Origin of the sequence: Vibrio tritonius (genome assembly GCF_001547935.1) — a bacterium.
Taxonomy (GTDB): domain Bacteria; phylum Pseudomonadota; class Gammaproteobacteria; order Enterobacterales; family Vibrionaceae; genus Vibrio; species Vibrio tritonius.
The window spans coordinates 95,075-114,925 of sequence record NZ_AP014636.1 but is presented as its reverse complement, the minus strand read 5'-3'; the positions used below and the strand labels follow the sequence as shown (position 1 = coordinate 114,925).

General features: G+C 44.0%; 19 protein-coding genes. 10 read left to right on the top strand and 9 right to left on the bottom strand.

The annotated features are described in order from the left end of the window. Positions 1 to 11 precede the first annotated feature (11 nt). Entirely contained in the window at positions 12 to 1,091 is a 1,080-nt protein-coding gene (locus JCM16456_RS15775; protein ID WP_068716279.1) for a threonine aldolase family protein, read from the bottom strand. 321 nt (positions 1,092 to 1,412) lie between these two features. On the opposite strand from JCM16456_RS15775, the gene JCM16456_RS15770 reads away from it, so the two are divergent. Next, positions 1,413 to 2,747 (top strand): MATE family efflux transporter, encoded by a 1,335-nt coding sequence (locus tag JCM16456_RS15770; protein ID WP_068716278.1) that lies wholly within the window; start codon positions 1,413 to 1,415, stop codon positions 2,745 to 2,747. An 82-nt stretch (positions 2,748 to 2,829) separates the two neighbouring features. Here JCM16456_RS15770 and aroG read toward each other — a convergent pair whose 3' ends face one another. Then, the gene (aroG, locus tag JCM16456_RS15765) at positions 2,830 to 3,882 is read right to left on the bottom strand and encodes a 3-deoxy-7-phosphoheptulonate synthase AroG (protein ID WP_068716276.1); all 1,053 of its coding nucleotides are present in this window, start codon (positions 3,880 to 3,882) and stop codon (positions 2,830 to 2,832) included. A gap of 531 nt (positions 3,883 to 4,413) precedes the next feature. Here aroG and JCM16456_RS15760 point away from each other — a divergent pair. Further along, entirely contained in the window at positions 4,414 to 6,120 is a 1,707-nt protein-coding gene (locus tag JCM16456_RS15760; protein WP_068716271.1) for a phospho-sugar mutase, read from the top strand. Between the two features lie 221 nt (positions 6,121 to 6,341). On the opposite strand, the gene JCM16456_RS15755 is transcribed toward JCM16456_RS15760, so the two are convergent. After that, positions 6,342 to 7,385, bottom strand: a complete 1,044-nt coding sequence (locus JCM16456_RS15755; RefSeq protein ID WP_068716269.1) for an alkene reductase — start codon at positions 7,383 to 7,385, stop codon at positions 6,342 to 6,344. 167 nt (positions 7,386 to 7,552) lie between these two features. Between JCM16456_RS15755 and JCM16456_RS15750 the strand changes: the two genes are divergently transcribed. Further along, positions 7,553 to 8,131, top strand: coding sequence for a TetR/AcrR family transcriptional regulator (locus tag JCM16456_RS15750; RefSeq protein ID WP_068716267.1), 579 nt, complete (start codon positions 7,553 to 7,555; stop codon positions 8,129 to 8,131). 51 nt (positions 8,132 to 8,182) lie between these two features. Here the strand turns inward: JCM16456_RS15750 and JCM16456_RS15745 are convergent, their stop codons facing one another. Beyond that, complete coding sequence (locus tag JCM16456_RS15745; RefSeq protein WP_068716265.1) at positions 8,183 to 8,812, bottom strand: LysE family translocator; 630 nt, start codon at positions 8,810 to 8,812, stop codon at positions 8,183 to 8,185. Positions 8,813 to 9,061: 249 nt separating this feature from the next. Between JCM16456_RS15745 and JCM16456_RS15740 the strand changes: the two genes are divergently transcribed. Together JCM16456_RS15740 and JCM16456_RS15735 are read left to right on the top strand one after the other, a co-directional pair. Next, positions 9,062 to 9,778 (top strand): AzlC family ABC transporter permease, encoded by a 717-nt coding sequence (locus JCM16456_RS15740; RefSeq protein ID WP_068716264.1) that lies wholly within the window; start codon positions 9,062 to 9,064, stop codon positions 9,776 to 9,778. Position 9,779: 1 nt separating this feature from the next. Then, positions 9,780 to 10,097, top strand: a complete 318-nt coding sequence (locus JCM16456_RS15735) for an AzlD domain-containing protein (RefSeq protein WP_068716263.1) — start codon at positions 9,780 to 9,782, stop codon at positions 10,095 to 10,097. A 213-nt stretch (positions 10,098 to 10,310) separates the two neighbouring features. Here the strand turns inward: JCM16456_RS15735 and JCM16456_RS15730 are convergent, their stop codons facing one another. Further along, on the bottom strand, positions 10,311 to 10,925 hold the full coding sequence (locus JCM16456_RS15730; RefSeq protein ID WP_068716262.1) for a fumarylacetoacetate hydrolase family protein: 615 nt from the start codon (positions 10,923 to 10,925) through the stop codon (positions 10,311 to 10,313). Between the two features lie 126 nt (positions 10,926 to 11,051). Beyond that, positions 11,052 to 11,522, bottom strand: coding sequence for a MarR family winged helix-turn-helix transcriptional regulator (locus tag JCM16456_RS15725; RefSeq protein ID WP_068716260.1), 471 nt, complete (start codon positions 11,520 to 11,522; stop codon positions 11,052 to 11,054). A 112-nt stretch (positions 11,523 to 11,634) separates the two neighbouring features. Here JCM16456_RS15725 and JCM16456_RS15720 point away from each other — a divergent pair, with 112 nt between their 5' ends. The 3 genes from JCM16456_RS15720 to JCM16456_RS15710 all read left to right on the top strand — a co-directional run bounded on the left by JCM16456_RS15720 (position 11,635) and on the right by JCM16456_RS15710 (position 14,721). Beyond that, entirely contained in the window at positions 11,635 to 12,060 is a 426-nt protein-coding gene (locus JCM16456_RS15720; protein WP_068716258.1) for an organic hydroperoxide resistance protein, read from the top strand. 237 nt (positions 12,061 to 12,297) lie between these two features. Beyond that, a complete protein-coding gene (locus JCM16456_RS15715; protein WP_068716256.1) occupies positions 12,298 to 13,272 on the top strand; it encodes a porin in 975 nt (324 codons plus the stop codon). 552 nt (positions 13,273 to 13,824) lie between these two features. Continuing rightward, entirely contained in the window at positions 13,825 to 14,721 is an 897-nt protein-coding gene (locus tag JCM16456_RS15710; RefSeq protein ID WP_068716253.1) for a DMT family transporter, read from the top strand. Between the two features lie 62 nt (positions 14,722 to 14,783). Here the strand turns inward: JCM16456_RS15710 and JCM16456_RS24365 are convergent, their stop codons facing one another. The 3 genes from JCM16456_RS24365 to JCM16456_RS15700 form a co-directional block, all read right to left on the bottom strand. Beyond that, on the bottom strand, positions 14,784 to 14,915 hold the full coding sequence (locus JCM16456_RS24365) for a hypothetical protein (RefSeq protein ID WP_269450984.1): 132 nt from the start codon (positions 14,913 to 14,915) through the stop codon (positions 14,784 to 14,786). A 108-nt stretch (positions 14,916 to 15,023) separates the two neighbouring features. Next, complete coding sequence (locus JCM16456_RS15705; RefSeq protein ID WP_068716252.1) at positions 15,024 to 15,374, bottom strand: hypothetical protein; 351 nt, start codon at positions 15,372 to 15,374, stop codon at positions 15,024 to 15,026. 110 nt (positions 15,375 to 15,484) lie between these two features. Beyond that, complete coding sequence (locus JCM16456_RS15700; protein ID WP_068716250.1) at positions 15,485 to 16,696, bottom strand: multidrug effflux MFS transporter; 1,212 nt, start codon at positions 16,694 to 16,696, stop codon at positions 15,485 to 15,487. A 171-nt stretch (positions 16,697 to 16,867) separates the two neighbouring features. Between JCM16456_RS15700 and JCM16456_RS15695 the strand changes: the two genes are divergently transcribed. Both JCM16456_RS15695 and JCM16456_RS15690 read left to right on the top strand, forming a co-directional pair. Continuing rightward, positions 16,868 to 17,761 (top strand): LysR family transcriptional regulator, encoded by an 894-nt coding sequence (locus JCM16456_RS15695; protein WP_068716248.1) that lies wholly within the window; start codon positions 16,868 to 16,870, stop codon positions 17,759 to 17,761. Between the two features lie 247 nt (positions 17,762 to 18,008). After that, entirely contained in the window at positions 18,009 to 19,844 is a 1,836-nt protein-coding gene (locus JCM16456_RS15690) for a putative bifunctional diguanylate cyclase/phosphodiesterase (RefSeq protein ID WP_082712337.1), read from the top strand. The last annotated feature ends 7 nt before the right edge of the window (positions 19,845 to 19,851 follow it).

Here is a 19,851-nt window from a genome sequence, read left to right as displayed (position 1 = left end):
TGCCATTGCGGTTAGGCATGCACATGGTCGTTAACCCATTCTAAAATTTCAATTAAATCATGATCGGTCATATTCAACAAACGGTCGCCAACATACCATTCAATAAAACTGCGATCAGGCTGAGGAGCACTTTGTGGGTGACCTAACCAAATACCCAAATCCGCCGCCATTTTATCACGCAGCATATTGGCCTTTTCGACACTGATCGGCAAATACCAGTGCAGCATATTCGCTTGGGGTTGTTTAGGATTGAGTTCAAAATCGTCGTAATCATTAAAGATCTGATAAATATGTTGAGTACGCTCGAACAAAGCCGGCATTTGCGCCAACCTGTGGTCAAACTGCATCGCAGCCGAAATCACATAAGGCGAGCGGTGGAACACATTGCCACCTTGACGACGAAACCACATTTTAGCCTTATTAATCAGAGCTTGACTACCGAGCAACACCGAGCCACCCAAACCATTAATGCCCTTGTAAAGCGATACATAAACGGAATCAAAACCATTGGCTATTTCTGCGTAGCTGTGCTGATAAAAGGCCGCAGCCTCCCACAACCGAGCACCATCCATGTGTAGATGGATATTTTCACTATGACAGTGTTGTTTGATCTCTTGTAATGCCGTCCACCCAGGTAATTGGCCACCAAGTTCACGCATCGGAAGCTCATATACGGCAGCAGCAATTTCATCTGGCCATGCCTTTAAATCTTGCACTGTCCATGGGCGATAACGATCGCCAACCGGTAACACATTAAAGCGATGCTGCAACTGATAACCTTGCCCTTCATGACGGGTAATATGACTGGTGTCATGCAGTGCCACATTGCGACAACGTCGCTCATCACAGGCAATTTGTAAAACGGTGGGTTGCGTCATAGTGCCGGAAATAACGAACACAGCGGCTTCAAAACCGAGAAGATCTGCAATCTTCTTTTCAAATTGAGCAATGGTTTTGCCGTCACCATAGCTGTCATGGTCGGCATGATGTAGCTCACTCCACTTCGCCATTTGGGTAAACAGCTCAGCCGGAGTAAGTTCACTATTGCCAGAGAGAAATGTGTGGCAATCTTTGCGTAAATCTGTCGCCATTGTAATTATCCTTTGCGGCCTATTTTTCGGTTCTTAGAGTCAGTGTTGAGCATAAGACTCGTGGTTTGATTCGTTTTTATTATAGTCGCTTGTTTTTTCGCAGATTACTACTCACAATCTTGCAAACTAAGTCTTGAGCATAGCGACAGAGATAGCCCTTTGCATCATTGATTGCTACTATACGCGCTCAAAACCTGACTAATTCAATAAGATATTATCTTGCTCGCCGATTGGATGTCTGTTTATCGCAAATAAACGACTCATCGATCAACAACGAAAGTGCAGATAATTCATTACTTTACGCTGGCAATTAGAACCCGAATGCAAACATCTTCTACATCTTTATCACTTGGCCGACAGTTGTTTAATATGACATGGCCAATGATGTTCGGCGTACTATCCTTGATGAGCTTTCAGCTCGTAGACAGTGCGTTTATCGGACAACTGGGTATTCTTCCCTTGGCTGCCCAAGGGTTTACTATGCCCATTCAAATGATCATTATTGGCCTACAGGTTGGTTTAGGTATTGCTACCACCGCTGTCATTGCAAAAGCAATTGGCGCCGGTAAAACCGATTATGCTAAACAGCTCGGTGGGTTGGTGATTGTAATGGGAGGCGTCGGGGTCGCACTCTTTGGCGTGATTATCTATTTGCTACGTCAACCTATTTTGAACCTGCTTGGAGCCCCTGAAAGCGTATTGCCCATTATTGATAGCTACTGGATTTGGTGGCTAGTGAGTTCTTGGGTTGGTGCTGTATTGTACTTTCTTTATAGCGTCTGCCGAGCCAATGGCAATACTATGCTACCAGGGTCGATGATGATGGTGACCAGCGTACTGAACCTGATACTCGATCCCCTGTTTATTTTCACTCTAGATATGGGCATCAATGGCGCTGCGATTGCTACCGCGATCGCTTTTGGTTTAGGTGTGCTTTACGTTGCTCCCAAAGTCTCGGCACGCCATTGGATGCGCTTTGATTGGAGCGATCTCAATATCGCGCATAGCATGGCCGATATTGCCCACATTATGGGTCCTGCGATGCTCAGCCAGTTGCTTCCGCCACTCTCTTCGATGTTAGCAACAAAACTATTAGCGTCGTTTGGCACAGAAGCAGTCGCGGCATGGGCACTCGGTTCTCGCTATGAATTCTTCTCCATTGTTGCCGTATTAGCGCTTACTATGTCGATGCCACCCATGGTGGGTAGGCTGCTTGGTGGTCGAAAACTCGATGACATTCGTACCTTAGTCTCTATCGCAGTTAAGTTCATATTTGTCTTTCAGTTAGTCATTGCCTTGCTCTCTTTATTGCTGGCAAACCCACTAACCCATGTGATGACAAGCGAACCAGAAGTGCGTGACATCCTCCATTACCATCTCACTATCGTGCCGTTTAGTTTAGGTTTATTGGGTATTTGTATGTTAATGGTGTCGGTATCAAACGCGTTAGGAAAATCCTATGTTGCGTTACTTATCTCTGCGTTGCGTTTATTCGCCTTCTTCCTACCTTGCTTATGGTTAGGAGCACAAATAGGTGGACTACATGGTCTATTTATCGGCGCTTTATGCGGTAACGTGCTGGCAGGGATGTTTGCATACACCATCTACCGCCGAACATTACACAATATCATCCGCAATGAAACAGACGCTGGATAAATACTATTTCGAGTGAAAAATAACAAAGGGCTTAGCCACAACATGGCTAAGCCCTTTTACTTGGCATTCGGTTTACACGAAATTAGCGATTGCGGCGCGCTTCAACAGCGTCTGCTAATTGACGTAGCACTTTTTCAGTATCATCCCAACCAATACAGGCATCAGTAATCGATTGGCCGTAAGTCAGCTCTTTGCCTTCTTCCAAATCTTGGCGGCCTTCAACAAGGTGAGATTCAATCATCACGCCGAAGATAGCATCTTCGCCCGCTTTTAGTTGGTCGGCAACGTCTTGTGCCACCACCATTTGGCGTTGGTACTGTTTAGAACTATTTGCATGGCTGAAATCGATCATCACTTTCTGCGGTAAGTTGATCTCTTCCAGTTTCTGTTTCACATGGGAAACATGTTCTGCACTGTAGTTTGGCTCTTTACCACCACGCAAGATGATGTGGCAGTATGGGTTACCATTGGTTTGTACAATAGCGGAATGACCATACTTGGTAACTGATAGAAAATGGTGCGATGAACCGGCAGAACGAATTGCATCCGCAGCGATTTTGATGTTGCCATCCGTACCATTTTTAAAGCCAACAGGACAAGATAAACCAGAAGCCAATTCACGGTGTACTTGCGATTCAGTAGTACGAGCACCAATCGCACCCCAACTAATTAAGTCTGCAAGGTATTGCGGCGTAATCATATCCAAAAATTCGCTTGCCGTCGGAATACCCATATCAGTCAAATCAAGCAAAAGCTTACGACCAATACGCACACCGTCATTAATTTCGTAAGTATCGTTAAGATACGGGTCGTTAATTAGGCCTTTCCAACCTACGGTCGTACGAGGTTTTTCAAAGTAAACACGCATCACAATTTCAAGTTTGTCACCCAACTCGTCACGTAAACCTTTGAGACGTTTACCGTACTCAATGGCAGCTTTGGTGTCGTGAATAGAACAAGGACCGATGATCACAAGTAGACGGTCATCTTTTCCTTCAAGAATATGGTGAATAGCTTCGCGCGCTTGAAAAGTAGTAGAAGCAGCAACATCAGTAGCTGGGTATTTCTCCAATACCGCTACTGGAGGTAATAATTCTTTAATTTGTTTAATTTTTACATCATCGTTCTGGTACATCGCTTACTTCATCCTGTTGTGCGCTACGAAATTTCGCTTATGAGTTATGAATCACTTCATGCAGTCTGTCTGCTGTCCTTGTAAGTTATCGACTTAACCGAAATATCGCAAGCATTATTTTTTACAAAACGCAATAACAGCACTTTGTTTACAAAAAACTTATTGTGTAAATTTTATTTTACACCCATTATCGCTTGGTGAAATCGTTAACAAAATACGAATTAAGATATTGATCTTAAATACTTTTACTTTACCTTCACAAAACAAAGAAACTTAACTTATACGGAAAGAGCCTAACGCTTTGCACAAGCCAGTATCGCCAACTTCACACCATAGTCGCCGAAATAATCCCACTTGAGATCACATAATTATGCGACTTTCACTCAACACAAAAACCAAATTTGTGGGTGCAACACAAGTTTACCTAACTTAAGATGTGTGCTTACAAAACGTTTATCGATTGCGCGCGCATTATTGATAATCTAATTCACATACACTGATACAATCCTTTAACAAAGCAAGGTGACACTTATGATGCGTTATGTCACTCAGTGGCTACAGAAAGACCCTGATCCCAAAACTCGTGAAGAATTGCAGTATCTCGTTGAAGAACAGATGACTGCTGAACTAGAAGATCGTTTCAACACACGCCTTCAATTTGGTACCGCTGGTTTACGTGGTAAAGTGGGTTGTGGTCCTAACCGTATGAACCGCTTAGTTATTCAAGAAACCTCTGCTGGGTTAGCGGATTATTTGATTAAACAAGTAAGCAACGCGAAAACGCGTGGTGTAGTGATTGGCTACGATGGCCGACCTGATTCACAACAGTTTGCTCAAGATGCAGCAAGTGTACTAACAGCCCATGGCATTAAGGTTTATCTCACTTATAAAGTTGCGCCAACGCCAGTTGTCGCCTTTGGTGTAAAGCATTTTTCAGCCGCGGCCGCCATTGTGGTCACCGCGAGTCACAACCCACCTGAATACAACGGCTTCAAAGTTTACTGGGAAAATGGGGCGCAAATCATTCCACCTCATGATGCAGGCATTGCTGCGGCAATTGATGTAGCGGCAACTCAGCCAATCAATCAACTGGGTCTTGAACAAGCAGAACAACAAGGCCTGTTGGTATGGCTTAAAGATGAGTATTACCAAGCGTATCGCCAAGCAACTCATCAGCAACCGTTACTGAACAATCACTCAGCTCCAAAAGACCTCGTTATTGCTTACACAGCAATGCATGGCGTGGGCGCTGACATGGCAGAAACCCTATTAGCCGATGCAGGGTTCACTCAGGTTCATAGCGTTGCTAAGCAAAGAGAGCCTGACGGCACCTTCCCAACCGTCAACTTCCCTAACCCAGAAGAAACTGGAGCGATGGATTTGGTGATGGCATTGGGTAAAAACACTCAAGCCGATATCGCCTGTGCCAATGACCCAGATGCCGACCGTTTTGCCGTAGCAGCGCGTAAAACCGATGGCACCTATCAAATGCTGACGGGTGACCAAGTGGGGTCTCTATTTGGCGAGTATTTGCTAAATAACTGCGATGCAAAAACCAAGTTGGTGGGAAATACCATCGTCTCTTCAAGCCTATTAAGCAAAATCGCCCAAGCAAAAGGTGCACAGTACTACCAAACCCTAACCGGTTTTAAGTGGCTTACCAATGTCGCGATGGAAAAGCAAACCGCTGACCATGAGTTTCTATTCGCTTATGAAGAAGCGCTGGGCTACACCATTGGCACAACGGTTTGGGATAAAGACGGATTAACCGCACTGGTTGCCTTTGCCCAATTGGCAGCTCAGTTAAAGCAGCAGGGTAAAACGGTTTGGGATGCGTTAGAAGATCTCTATCGTCAACATGGTTTGTATGTCACTGCCCAACGCAGCATCGCTTTAGATCCAAAATCGCCACCTGTGGGTGATACGCTGCGTCACCAGCCACCAAAAGAGATCGCAGGACGTAGAGTTGAAGTCACAGAAGACTACAAATTGTGTGAGCGTCACTTTGCTAATGGTGATAAAGAGCTGATTGCCATGCCAGCCAGTGACGTATTAGTTTACCACTTAGAAGGTGGTGCGAGAGTCATTGTTCGACCTTCAGGTACGGAACCTAAACTCAAATGTTACTACGAAGTGGTCGGTGAATTTGGTGCAGAACTCAGTTTTGAGCAAGCTCAACAGCAAGCTGAAGAACAAATGGCAATGCTGATCGCAGAGCATCAACACAGCTTGAACTAAGCGACCTAATCTTGGGTTTGGGTACAATTTTCCGGCAAAAAATGAAGAAAAGCCTCCTTGCGGAGGCTTTTTATTACGTAGAGAAGCATTATTCTCTCAACCATTTCGAATACTTTTCAGCCGTGGAGGTTATCGAGACTGACCAGCAATAATCTCTTTGATAAGTCATCTCAATCGGTTAAGCGAATAATTCGGACGCTAGTCCGCTACGCACAGCAACCTTAGATCAGCTCATCTAACATTGCTGCATCGTATTCTTTTACTGGTTCGCCTTGCTCAACGCGAGCCACGTAATCTGGGTTGGCAATAAATGGACGACCAATTGCAATCAAATCAAACTTACCGGCCTCAATAGCTTCAGCGCCAGTTTTAGCTGAGTAACCACCAACACCAATCAAGGTTTTAGAGTATTGACTGCGCATGTACTCAGACACTCGTCCGCCGAGAAAATCGAATTCCATCGAATCATCAAACATGCCTTCATGAACATAAGCAAGTGAGCGTTTCTCTAACTCAGCAAATAAGTAATCAAATACAGCGCGATCGCGTGAGTCAGCAGACATATGAGCATAACCCCCTGGAGATAAACGCAAACCAGTGCGGTCTCCACCAATTTGGGCGATCACAGCATCAACAACTTGCAGAGGGAAACGCGCCATGTTATCCGGTGTTTCACCAAACTCATCTTGGCGATGGTTCGAATCAAAGTGCAAGAACTGGTCGATTAGATACCCATTTGCACCGTGAATTTCTACGCCATCAAAACCTGCATCAATCGCGTTTTGCGCAGCTTGAGCATAATCTTTAACTAATTGAGCGATCTCTTCACTCGTCGCCGCTTTAGGTGTGGTGTAAACCAAATCACGACGACGTGGCACAGTACCATCAAACGCAATAGCTGAAGGTGCAAGGACATACTCACCATCAAAGAAAGCAGGATGAGCCACGCGCCCGGTATGCCACAACTGAGCAAAAATTTTGCCGCCTTTGCTGTGCACTGCTGAAGTAACTTTCTTCCAGCCTTCAATTTGCGCTTGGGTAAATAAACCAGGGGTATTTGGATAACCTTGACCATCAGGACGAATGATCGTGGCTTCAGAAATAATCAACCCCGCATCCGCACGACGCTCATAATAATCAACCATCGCTTGCGTTGGAACCAAGTTATCGTCTGCCATGCAGCGAGTAAGTGGTGCCATTACTATGCGGTTTTTTAACGTTAACGTGCCATTAAGCGGCACAGATTCAAACAATACTTTAGTCATGATGTTTTATCCCAACTCAGTTGATGTAAAACATGCTAACCTATTATTGAATGAACGTTCAAGATATTTTTTGAATGATCATTCAAATTAGATTCACATCTCGCTTTGTCACTGCCTGTGAATCAAGGTAATATGAGCGCCATCAGAATCGAGGAGCAACGTATACAGTGCGAGTAGCTGAATTTAATCGAGAACAAGTATTGCAATCGGCGATGAATGAGTTCATTGCCAAGGGTTATAACAAAACCAGTATGCAAGACTTAAAACGTGTTACAGGTTTACACCCTGGCTCTCTCTACTGTGCTTTTGAAAATAAGCGCGGCTTACTCATGGCCGCATTAGAGCAATACGCAAAAGATAGAGAAGATGAATTTACCAGCATATTCTCAGCAGAAGAGACCATTTTAGCTGGCTTTCGTCGCTATTTAGAACACATCATCAGCGAATGTGAGTGCGAACAAATCAAAGATTGCTTGCTGCAAAAATCCTTGAGTGAGTTTTCGCAACAAGATGATGAAGTGGAACAAGCCGTATGTCAGATCATTCAAATCTGGAAGAATGGCATACAAACTCAATTAGAACTGGCACAACAAAGAGAAGAAATTGCGGCAGACAAAAACTGTCAGCAATTGGGTGAGTTTTTTATCATGGGTATCTATGGCCTACGCTCATATGCCCACACGAAACCAGCGCCCGGTGTATTAAAACGACTAGCCGATCAGCTATACCAAACACTAGCCAATTAAGAGCGATACGACTCGTATCGCTCTTCCTACACCCCAACAGCAGGCGTTTAACTAGAGCAGCCCCGAAAGCAACCAGATTGCCAACGTAAAGAAAACCGCCCCCATCACCTTATACTGGTAGCGTCTAAAGGTTGTATTGTGCAACAGCCCTTTACCAAGTGAGCCCACCAACGCCACCAGCAGCAAATTGAAGCTTAACCCTAGCACATTCAAAATGATGCCCAAGGCAAACATCTGCTGTGCGGAAGAACTGCTGATATGGGCTGAGACAAACTGTGGCAAAAACATCACAAAGAACAACAGCGCTTTGGGGTTGAGCAAATTACTCAACATGGCTCGCCGATAAAACTGGCTCGCCAACCCTTTCGGTTCGGTTACTGTTGGCGCATCACCGACATCAGCGTGATAGCAATCCCAACCCATTTTTAATAAATACAGCCCACCGATAGCATGTAAAAGTTCTAATGCTAAGGGGCTTACTGCCACTAATGCTGAAACTCCGACCGCGGCCAAACACGTCAAAATTAAACCTGACGTTGCATTCCCTAAACTGGCAAATATCCCTACTCGACGACCAAAGCTCAGACTGGCACTCAAAATTAATAACATGTCTGGCCCAGGAACTAACAAAAGCGCAAGTACCGCAACCAAATACATGGGAAGAATGGTGTAGTCGATCATAATCTTTGGTATTGAGAAAAAACGGCGCATCCTATCGCAAATACAGCCAACAAATCAAAACAAAATTCCAATAAAACTCCACACAACAATAATTTATATTAAAAAATCAACATAAAACAGGATAAGACACAAGTTTCATGTCGAGTTTTACTCAAAACTAATATCTTATCTTCTGTGCTATAACTGATTGAAATCACCACCTTTCATCCCCATTTATTCTCAACAACATGCACATAATCAAGGACGCTTATGACTTCCCAACCGGATGTAAATGACAATGACGCTCCACCGTTTACACAGTTTATTAAAGGCACTATTGCGATTTCGCCGCTGAGCATCGCGGTACTTCCTTGGGGGTTATTGGCAGGTTCTTACGCGGTCGATTCAGGTTTAAGCCCTTTTGATAGCCAAATGCTCTCTGTCATTCTTTATGCAGGCGCAGCGCAATTGGTTGCCATCGGCATGCTCAAAAGCGGTGTCGGTCTTTTCACCATGTTGCTGACCACCTTTTTTATTACTTCTCGTCACTTCCTTTATGGCGTATCGATGCGCAGTAAAATCAGCTCGTTACCTAAACGTTGGCGCTGGTCGTTGGGCTTTTTGCTCACCGATGAACTGTTTGCTATTTGTGGACAGCAAAAAGATGAGCAGTTTAATCGCTGGTATGCTCTCGGAGCGGGGTTAAGTTTTTATATTGTGTGGAACATCGCCTCACTGGTCGGCATCTTAGCTGGGCACTATATTCCAAATTTAAATCAACTCGGTTTAGATTTTGCGGTTGCGGCGACCTTCATCGCCATTGTGATTCCCAATACCAAAACCTTTCCTGTTTTGGTGTGTGTCCTCGTCTCATTGGTGCTTGCCGTCACACTAGAAACCTATCAAGTCCAAGGCAGCTTAATGATCGCAAGCCTTGCAGCAATGATTGCTGGCTACCTCTGCGAAACTTGGGTAGGAGAAAAATAATATGGTGCTTCTCTCCATTTTATCCATGGCTGCACTGGTTTTTATCAGCCGTTATATGTTTCTCGAACCTAAATTGCCCCTCAAAATGAGTGCAAAACTGCAGCGCCTACTCACCTATTCCAGCCCTGCGGTTCTCACCGCCATTTGGGCACCAATCGTCTTTACCAACGATCATCAGTTACAACTGCATACGCATAACCCTTACCTCTGGGCCGCTATCTTAGCCGCGCTCATCGCCTGGAAAACCCGGAATGTGTTACTCACCACAGTGATTAGCATGGTGGTATTTTTGGTGCTCAATTTGTGGGTGTTTGCATAAACCAATAGGGAGGCTACTTTGTCAATATGGCCGAATAAGCAATCAGTGCATTGGTGATAACGATGAACGAGTGAATCTAGGCTGGTTGAACAACGCCTGATCGTTTCCACAAAAAAAGTCCCTTACAGGGACTTTGTTTTTTGGATTAAACTGGTCAATTGAAAACAGATAATATGATGTAAGCCAGACGTTTATATCAAGCTCAAATTGCACCTACTCAGCAACCCATTCAATTTCGATAAGTGTTTCATCACCCGCTTTTAAGCGTCCTAAAAAGACATCGCCTTTATGAACCTCACCCACCCCTTTAGGTGTGCCGGTCATCACGACATCACCATCTTCTAAGGTGGTGTAAGAGGCAAGGTCGGCAAGGATGGCATTCGGTTTGTACATCATTTGTGGCACACCGCCACACTGGATTCGTACGCTATTAATGTAGAGTTCCAATTGCAAAGAGGTCAGTTCTAGCTCATCTAACGGAATAAACTTACTAAACACAGCAGAGCCATTAAACGCTTTTGCTCTTTCCCAAGGCAATCCTTTCGCCTTTAAGTAAGATTGCAGCTCACGCTTAGTTAAATCAAGACCCAAACCGACTCCGTGGTACTGCCCGTCTTTAATCAAAAAACAGATTTCTGTTTCATAATGCAACGTTTCTTCGTGTACCGCGTTTAATGTACTGCTTATCGAACTGTTAGGCTTGTGAAACACCACCATTTGTTCTGGGACCGCATTATTAAGCTCTTGAATATGCTCCACATAATTGCGACCAACACAGAGGATTTTTGATGGAGTGATCAACTGCTCTTCAAATCGAATGGCATTCATAATTAGGCTCTTCCTTGAACAAAGTTTGAATGCCGAGTGTAACTTATTGCGTCAATTCACAATAGTTTAGAAGATTAATTTCTGAAAATTGATCTTAAAAATCATAGTGACAGAGAGAAATTTAGGTCATTGGCCTAAGGTAGACAGCACTTTTTCACACAACTGCTTTAACGCAATTAACTCATCTACCTCAAGCTTGAATTTACACAACATTTCGTTAGGAACAGAGAGCGCTTTACTACGCAGTTCAGTACCTTTTTCGGTGAGATACAGTTCGCGGACTCGTTCATCTGATTCGCTACGTCGACGCTCAACTAGACCTTTGCTTTCCAAACGCTTTAACAAGGGAGTCAAGGTACCTGAATCAAGATAGAGCTTCTCCCCTAAGGTTTTAACACTAATACCGTTACTCTGCCATAACACCATCATCACCAAATATTGCACATAGGTGAGGTCCAACTGCTCCAGCAATGGACGATACGCTCTCACCACGGCATTCGCTGCACTATAAAGCGGGAAACAAAGCTGATTTTCCAGAAGCAATAACTCATCGGAGTGATTATCTGGCTGATGGTCTGATACTTGGCACTGGGTCATGGTGTTAGATAACTCGCAATTAAATTGTGCACAATATACTTGCTTTCGAGGTAAAGATCGATATAAGATTGCCAGCAATTAGATTGTGCACAACTTAAATAAGGAATCCGAGATGAAAACTCTTTACACAACAAAAGCAACTGCGCTTGCAGGTCGTAATGGTCAAGTAGCAACTGATGATGGTTTACTGTCTGTAAACTTAGCTTACCCTAAAGAGATGGGTGGTAATGGCAATTCGACTAACCCAGAACAGCTATTTGCTGCAGGTTATGCCGCCTGTTTCTCTAACGCTGTTTTGCATGTGGCTCGCGAAGCCAAAATAGCGCTGAAATCTGCCCCTGTGACTGCAGAGGTAGGAATTGGGATGAATCAAGACGGTGGCTTCCAACTCTCGGTCACTCTGGCTGCACAATTAGATCTGCCTGAAGATCAAGCAATTGAATTGGTTCAAACCGCACATAAAGTATGCCCTTACTCAAATGCGACTCGTGGCAATATTGATGTTCATCTTTCCGTCAACGGGCACACTATCGCCTAAAGCCACCACGATTAAAAATCTTCCCTATCAATAAGTTAGGTTATTGATAGGGTTCTACTACTTTTCCACTATCTGCTGCAACTCTTTCTTTCTATGCTCTTTTTTTACACAAAAGCCATAAAAACAACATAGAAACGTCAAGAACGAGTCATGAAACCGTCATTTAATCCTACTAATTTTGAGCCTACCAAAACGTTAGAGCATTGATGCTCATCTACTAATAAATAAGGTAATAAAATGAAAAAGGCAGTTCTCGCAAGCGCTATCTTCGCCGCACTAGTGTCCGGCTCAACTCTAGCAGCAACTGTGTACGATGCAGATGGTACTCAACTTAAAGTTGGCGGTCGTGTTGAATTCCGTGGTGACTTCAATGCTAAAACTGACGGCACTGAAATCGAAGGCACTATGGTGGATAACACTCGTGCTCGTTTAAATATCGAAGGTAGAAGCGAAATCTCTGAAGGTTTGAGCGGCTTTGCTCGTTACGAAAACGAACAAAAAGATGGCTCTGCTGGCTCTACATTCACTCAACGTTACATGTTTGCTGGCCTTGATTTCGACGGTCACGCACTTTCTTTTGGCTCACAAGATACTGCCTCTGTTCAAGTATCAAAATTCTCTGATATCGGTGAATTTACTGGTATCCAGAAAAAACTTTCTGCGTCTAGCGACCACGAAGAAAACGTGATTGCTTACCGTGGCCAAATCACTGATGAACTTAACGTACAAGCAACTTACCAAGTACTATCTAGCGACCGCGATAACGCTGATGGTTACGGCATCTCTGCTGTGTACAAACTGCCAATGGGTCTAAAACTTGGTGCAGCCTACACTGGTGAACAAGAAGACGCAGAAGGTACTACTGGTAACCAAAAAGCAAATCAATTCTTGCTAGGTTTGGGTTACTCAATCGACGCTCTATACCTTGGTGCTACTTACTCTACTGGTGATACTGCCACTGACGACCAAGACTTCGACGTGATTGAAATCGCAGCCTCTTACAAAATCAACGACCAAACTAAAGTTCAAGCTATCTACGGTAAAGATACTGACAAGCCAGACGGTGCATCTGATATCGATAACGAAGACTTCGTTGAGCTAGGCGGTTACTACAGCTTTAACTCTAACCTATCAACTTACCTTGCTCTTAAATTGAACCAAGTTGATAACGCTGATGATACTTACCGCGTTGGTCTAAAATACGCCTTCTAAGTACCAACTGTCCTAATATGTCCTTTTCTTATGGCCTGACTGCTATCAGGCCATTTTTATTTCTGTTGCACCAATTTACGCCAATCGCGCCCCATCACAAAGCATTATCTCGCCCACTGCTATAGTAACAAAACACTATAAGTATCTGTTTTTATTTATAAATAATAGTTGGCACACTTACTGCTTTAGTAAAACTACAAATGCAGGCAGCGTTTGTGCTTCTTTTCAGTGATAAGGCAGAAATCACTGGTCACTTCATGTTTTTAACCTCCCATGTGGGAGGTTTTTTTTTGCAAATAAACCTAATGACCTCAAAGTGCACAATTTAGAGTTTCATCAGCAAGAACAGGTTATATACCGATTTTCTACGTAGAATAACTAGGTATTCAAATCGGTGCCTTACCTATAAGCGAATACATTCTCGCTGAAACAGCATCTTGAGGTTACTTGGGTATATTCAATTTATTCGAATGACTTGACAGACAAAAGCCAGTTGGCGCAAGAAACGAAGCAGAGTAATATTTAATCAGTTTCTTATTCTGAGCAAATGTTATGCAAAACTCCCATCAACCCATCCATGGGGCAGCCTGGATGTTAACCGCTGGGCTTGCGTTTTCTGTGGTCAACAGCGTCACACAAATAGCAAGTATCCGCTTTGGACTGCCTTCAACCACTGTTGCACTGATTCAATATGGCATTGCCATCATTGTGATGATTCCTTATTTGCGTTCTTTAGGATTTAAACAATCGCTGCGCACCTCTCACTTTAGCTTACATGTTTTCCGCGTCTTTTTGGCCGTGATAGGTATCCAGCTTTGGTTGTGGGCATTAGCCTATCCTGTGCCGATTTGGCAAGGCATTGCACTACTAATGACCTCACCTCTGTTCGCGACCATAGGTTCAGGGCTGCTTCTTAAAGAAAAAGTGAGCATGGCCCGCTGGGGAGCGACGTTAAGTGGCTTTATTGGTGCGATGATTATTCTGCAACCTTGGTCCGATACCTTTTCATGGGCATCCCTACTTCCCGTTGGAGCGGCGTTCTTCTGGGCGTGTTATTCACTGATGGTGAAAAAGCTATCCAATGATGATTCACCATCCACTATGGTGATTTACCTTTTAGTACTGATGACCCCATTTAATTTAGTACTGGCGATTCCAGAATGGCAAACACCAACCGATAGTTCATTATGGTTGATTTTGATTGCGGCAGGAGTGTTGACGGCCTTAGCACAATGGGCGATTGTGAAAGCCTATTCTATTGCCGACGCCTCATTCGTTCAGCCGTTTGACCACGCTAAACTACCAATGAACGTCATTGCGGGATGGGTTGTTTTTGGCTGGGTACCACCTGGTCGCTTGTGGTTAGGCGCTGCCATTATTGTCCTATCGGTTGCGTTTATTACTCAATGGGAAAATAAACAGGCACAACTTGCAGTAAAAACCGTATAAGCTCACGATGAAGTGAGATAAAAATAGGGCCTTGAAAACTCAAGGCCCTATTTTTTAATAGCTTAGCGAGTCAACGCATTCCAAAGCATGGCAAGCACAGACATTTTTGCAGGGCGCTGTGCCTGTTCGATTGGGTGAACCATTTCTTTGGCTAAAGCGAGCCCTAATAAAGATGAACCCATGTTGTTATCCATTTGGCACTCCTCACATTGTTGTTAATTAATAACCAAACAATGTGATCTTAGCACCAAAATAGCCAAAAACAAGACTTGGGTCACATTTATTTTTCGTAATGTTACGAATTAGCTGCGTTTAGGTTGTTTGTATGTTTTACCCGCGGCTTGGTAAACGTCTTTCTGTTTCATCTCGAAAAATGACTCAAAGAACCAAGCAACAAACTTGATGACATCGTCGCCTTCGTTCATTACGTGTTCGAGATACTCTTGCTCAACGCCTTGTTCATCCGCTTCCACGGTCATGTGGTAAATACGCTGCTCGTTCTCTACTTCCGCTAGGACAAACTGGCCAGCGAGAGATTGAGCCGCTTGTGCGACCTCCACATCTTCATTCAGTTTCAGTTGTTCAAGTGCTTTAGGGAGCGCCCCTAGTTCACATAAGCTTTTTACTAAAGCTTCAAACTCATTTGCTTGCATGAAAGTTCCTCAGTCAGTTCGCCGCGGATTATACCCTGAAATTGATTGAGCTTGCTATGGTCGTTCAAGGATACGAATATCGACACAAGGAGACTTATTATAGGCAACAGCTAAGAAGCGGCATGCGCCGGTGCCGCGACATTTTGGTAACGGAAGGTAGTGACAAAAATAGTTCCAGTAGCAATAGCAACCAGCAAATAGAAAACACCTAGGGAATGCTGGCTAGTGACCCAATGCTCAACCACGTAACCACCAAATATCCCCGCTAAGCACATTTGTACCGAGCCAGACAGAGCGGCCACTGCGCCTGCTTGTTTTTTGTGTGGTGAAAGCAACATGGTTGTTGCCATTGGAAAGGAGATGCCTTGGGCAAAAGACAGCACCGTAAATGCGATAATTAATCCAACCACTGAAAAAGGCACCAGCAATAGTACCGCAGCCGAGGCAAATATCAGCCCAATAGACAAACAGAAGATAGGTTTAATACCGTAATAACGATGCAAAACATTTACTGCAATACTCCCGCTTAGCAAACCCAACGAAGGAACAATCATCAAGGTGCCGTAATCCGCTGCAGTCATACCGAGCTGAATTTGCATTAAGAAGGGTAAAACAGACAAAGTGACCATCGCAGCTAAGTAGCTAATCCAGTTGTAACTGGCGCTGCTGATCACTTGCACATTGGTCAGTAAACTTACGTAGTTTTTCACCACGGTGATTGGCTCAAAACGGTGCTTCTCATAAGGTAACGTCTCAGGAAGAATAAACATCCCCAAGGCGAAAATCGCACTGATATAGCATAAAACAAAAACAAACACCGCATGCCAACTGAGTTGATACGCAAGCCATCCACCAAGAACCGGAGCAACAATCGGCATAATAGAAGCGGTTACCGACATGTAAGAAAGTGCTTTCGTTAAATAAGGGCCATCGTAACAATCGCGGAGAACACTGCGCCCTAATACCGAAGCACTGCCCGCCCCAAGACCTTGTAAAAGCCGGCCAAATTCAAGTGTCGAAAATTGGTCTGCCAAAACCACACAAATAACGGTTCCGAGTAGATAAATTCCCTGCCCCAACAAGAATACTGGGCGGCGGCCTATTGCATCCGATAATGCACCGTAAAATAGCTGAGATCCGCCAAATCCAATAAGAAATAGAGTCACTAACATCTGAACACGAGCCTGACCTACGAGCAAATCTTGGCTGATCAATGGAAGTGATGGCAAATAGATACTCACCCCAACCTGACCTGTTGCAATGATCATCATTGCTAAAAGAAGAGGGGTTTTACGAAAGCGATCAGTGCTCAATAAGTTCATGTGCGCTCTTAACAGAAAAGAAAAGTAGTACCAGACCAAGGAAATAACTGGCGCATGTTTAGCAATAGGCGTTGCGAGACTGGTATAGTATATTGGAGCTCGAATTTTGATAATCACTGATTTTGGAAATGAATTAGTTCCCATAGGGAATGATTCTAAGAAGGAGAAAAAATGGATTGGCTTCAAAGTGCCCACACCTACATTCGTGTTGTTGAAGAGGGTAGCTTTAACGGTGCAGCTCGCAAGCTTAATACCACCAGCTCCGCTGTGAGTAAGCGTATCCATTGGCTTGAAGAACGGATTGGCGTGCAGTTGCTAAAACGTACCACCCGCTCTGTCACGCAAACAGAAGCCGGCGTCCTTTTTTATGAACGAGCGAAAGCACAAATAGAAAGCTGGCAATCCGTACTCGACGAAACCAGATCTGTTAACCTTAACCCCGCAGGTTTATTAAAAATCGGCGCAACGCTCGCAGTGGGTTCAAAATTTCTGATGCAATATTTAGATGGTTTTTTAAAACGTTATCCTGATATTCGAATTCAACTCATCACCACTACCCCTGGCCAATTGCCGGAGCTGCATTTGGATCTCTTTATCAGTCGAGAGATTGAGCAACTTAATTCGTTGAGTTTTAAAACCACACCACTATTTGTTCATAAGGCGGGATTTTATGCTTCACCTCTCTACCTTGAAGAACATGGCACCCCAAAAACATTAGAAGAACTCACGCAGCATAATGTGTTGTGCTGGGGAGAGCGCCCACACACTGAAGTGAAAGCAGGCCGAGGGAAACGCATTGTTCTTAGTGGGAACTTTGCGACAACCAACCCAGAAGCGCTCTATTATGCTGGGAAAAGCGGTTTGGGCATTATCGTCACCAATGACGTGATGCTAAAAGATGAAATTCGTCAGGGAAATCTGGTCCGTATTCTACCGGATGTCACCTTAGATCAAGCGACCGTCTACGCTTATTATCCTAAACTCGACTATCAACACACTAGGACTCGTTTGTTTCTTGATTATCTGCGAGAGCAGCTCTCTCATGATGATTCCACGAACAAGTAACGCAGCGAAAGAATATAGGATCAATGTCACATGTAAGCAAATTGGTCCATATTCTTCACCTCACCTATCAATCTGAAATTCATTGTTTTTGTCCAGTATCACATTTTCTCGCCCCGGCTATTGAGTGGAAAATAACCACACATTGTTTCATAGTAATTAAGCGCCTATTTAAAGCGTCCGTCAGTGTTGGGATAGCCCTCAGCTCAATCTAATTCTAGGAAAGTCGGTTAAGGTAGATAGAACCGCTATGATAACAACACCGAAAAATACTCCCTTAATCAACGTCGAAACGCTAAGCGCTCTTACTGAGTGCCGTGGTAAATCGATATTAGAGCAAGCAACACTCACACTCCATAAAGCATGTGACAGTCTCTACAGTGAGCTTGTCGAGTTTGATAGGCTCGGCGTAATGGGGCACTCATTAGCTTTAGCACAGAATCACCTATTGGCAGAATCGCTTTATGCCCACCCTCTGGCCGACTCGCTGGTAAGCGTTGCCTTGTCTCAACCCTACAGTGACTATTTTTGGGGAACCAATACGGAACTTCAAGTCACAACGGATAACACACCAGTCAATTATTTAATTATTCCGTTACGCTCTTCCACAAGAGACATTATTGGTGCCCTTGTTTCGGTGTTTTCTTCCCACGTAGAGCTTGATAACGAAAGATTAGACTTTCATCGTGTCATTTCCTTTTTTATCTCGCATAGTCTTGAGCATCAACGCCTTCTCGACCGCACCGATTCATTGATATACCAACTCAGCCATGAAGTCTCTCATGACAATTTAACTAATTTGATGAATCGTAATTACATGGAAGACAAGCTGGAGAGACTCATTGAATCAAAGTCAGCCAATTTTATCCTAGTGGTTCTCGATATTGACCATTTTCAAGAAATCAATGACTTACATGGTCATTATGTTGGCGATAAAGTACTCCGACATATAGCACAAGAAATATGCCAAATAGTGCCAAATGAGCACGAGCGCTTTCGGTTATCTGGCGATGAATTTGCGTTTATCCTTACCGACGATGATCCATCAATGCTCTGCTATGAGCTGCATGATACATTGGAGCGTGGCTTTCATGTTGGGCCCCACAAAATTTCGCTGAGCGCTCGCATGGGGTTAGCAAGCTATACCCACAAAGTACACAGCGCAGAACAGCTCATTGCCAACGCCAGCATTGCGCTTAACGATAGCAAAACTCATCGAGGGGAGGTCATTCGCTGGTTTGATTCTCATCTCAACCAGCAATACATGCGTCGTACACAGCTTATTGAATTACTTAAAGAAGAAATCAATAAGCCCCTAGAACAAACGCAAGAACTGTATGTCGTTGTTCAACCTATCGTGACAAAGGATGAGCACCACTGGAACTATTTTGAAGTATTAGCTCGTTGGCACCAACCTCTTTTAGGAGAAGTCAGTCCGTTGGAGTTTATCGAAGCCGCAGAGCAATCAGGTTTGATCATCCAGCTAGGCGAAAAAATCATTGAACTGGCCTGCTTAGCCAAGAAAGAGTTAGAGACTTCGTTAGGCTATCCCGTAAAACTAGGGATTAACTGCTCAGCAGAGCAACTTTCGCACACACCCAATTACATAGAATTTTTAACGACCACTTTAGCTCGTTATCAATTCAGCCCGAGTTCATTTACTATCGAGCTTACAGAATCGGTACTTCTGTCGCCAACCACCGATATTGTCTATCGATTAGATACGTTGCGACGGCTCGGTTTTACGATTGCACTGGACGATTTCGGTACAGGTTATTCCAGCCTTAACTACATCCATAGTTACCCAATCGATTGTATTAAAATTGACGCAACTTTCGTACGTAACATGCTCACTAATCAAACCTCAGAACGTGTTATTTCTCTGATTATTCAATTAGCCAAACAGTTGGATGTGGATTTAATAGCCGAAGGTGTTGAAACCAAACAAGCGCTGGACAAGCTCTATCAAATGGGTTGCCAGCAAATTCAAGGCTTTTATTTCTCACGACCACTCAAACCGCAAGACATGCCAAATAAGTTACCGTTTTATGACGAGCCTTATCCCGCAGTCGATAAAACAGAATAGAAAAACC

What these genes read in the sequence shown, in the direction of transcription:
- JCM16456_RS15720 (WP_068716258.1), top strand. Translation starts at nt 11,635, where the DNA reads ATGAAAACTCTTTACACAACAAAAGCAACTGCGCTTGCAGGTCGTAAT.
- JCM16456_RS15690 (WP_082712337.1), top strand. Translation starts at nt 18,009, where the DNA reads ATGATAACAACACCGAAAAATACTCCCTTAATCAACGTCGAAACGCTA.
- JCM16456_RS15775 (WP_068716279.1), bottom strand. Translation starts at nt 1,091, where the DNA reads ATGGCGACAGATTTACGCAAAGATTGCCACACATTTCTCTCTGGCAAT.
- JCM16456_RS15740 (WP_068716264.1), top strand. Translation starts at nt 9,062, where the DNA reads ATGACTTCCCAACCGGATGTAAATGACAATGACGCTCCACCGTTTACA.
- JCM16456_RS15725 (WP_068716260.1), bottom strand. Translation starts at nt 11,522, where the DNA reads ATGACCCAGTGCCAAGTATCAGACCATCAGCCAGATAATCACTCCGAT.
- JCM16456_RS15755 (WP_068716269.1), bottom strand. Translation starts at nt 7,385, where the DNA reads ATGACTAAAGTATTGTTTGAATCTGTGCCGCTTAATGGCACGTTAACG.
- JCM16456_RS15705 (WP_068716252.1), bottom strand. Translation starts at nt 15,374, where the DNA reads ATGCAAGCAAATGAGTTTGAAGCTTTAGTAAAAAGCTTATGTGAACTA.
- JCM16456_RS15760 (WP_068716271.1), top strand. Translation starts at nt 4,414, where the DNA reads ATGATGCGTTATGTCACTCAGTGGCTACAGAAAGACCCTGATCCCAAA.
- JCM16456_RS15710 (WP_068716253.1), top strand. Translation starts at nt 13,825, where the DNA reads ATGCAAAACTCCCATCAACCCATCCATGGGGCAGCCTGGATGTTAACC.
- JCM16456_RS15700 (WP_068716250.1), bottom strand. Translation starts at nt 16,696, where the DNA reads ATGAACTTATTGAGCACTGATCGCTTTCGTAAAACCCCTCTTCTTTTA.
- JCM16456_RS15715 (WP_068716256.1), top strand. Translation starts at nt 12,298, where the DNA reads ATGAAAAAGGCAGTTCTCGCAAGCGCTATCTTCGCCGCACTAGTGTCC.
- JCM16456_RS15745 (WP_068716265.1), bottom strand. Translation starts at nt 8,812, where the DNA reads ATGATCGACTACACCATTCTTCCCATGTATTTGGTTGCGGTACTTGCG.
- JCM16456_RS15695 (WP_068716248.1), top strand. Translation starts at nt 16,868, where the DNA reads ATGGATTGGCTTCAAAGTGCCCACACCTACATTCGTGTTGTTGAAGAG.
- JCM16456_RS24365 (WP_269450984.1), bottom strand. Translation starts at nt 14,915, where the DNA reads ATGGATAACAACATGGGTTCATCTTTATTAGGGCTCGCTTTAGCCAAA.
- JCM16456_RS15730 (WP_068716262.1), bottom strand. Translation starts at nt 10,925, where the DNA reads ATGAATGCCATTCGATTTGAAGAGCAGTTGATCACTCCATCAAAAATC.
- JCM16456_RS15770 (WP_068716278.1), top strand. Translation starts at nt 1,413, where the DNA reads ATGCAAACATCTTCTACATCTTTATCACTTGGCCGACAGTTGTTTAAT.
- JCM16456_RS15735 (WP_068716263.1), top strand. Translation starts at nt 9,780, where the DNA reads ATGGTGCTTCTCTCCATTTTATCCATGGCTGCACTGGTTTTTATCAGC.
- aroG (WP_068716276.1), bottom strand. Translation starts at nt 3,882, where the DNA reads ATGTACCAGAACGATGATGTAAAAATTAAACAAATTAAAGAATTATTA.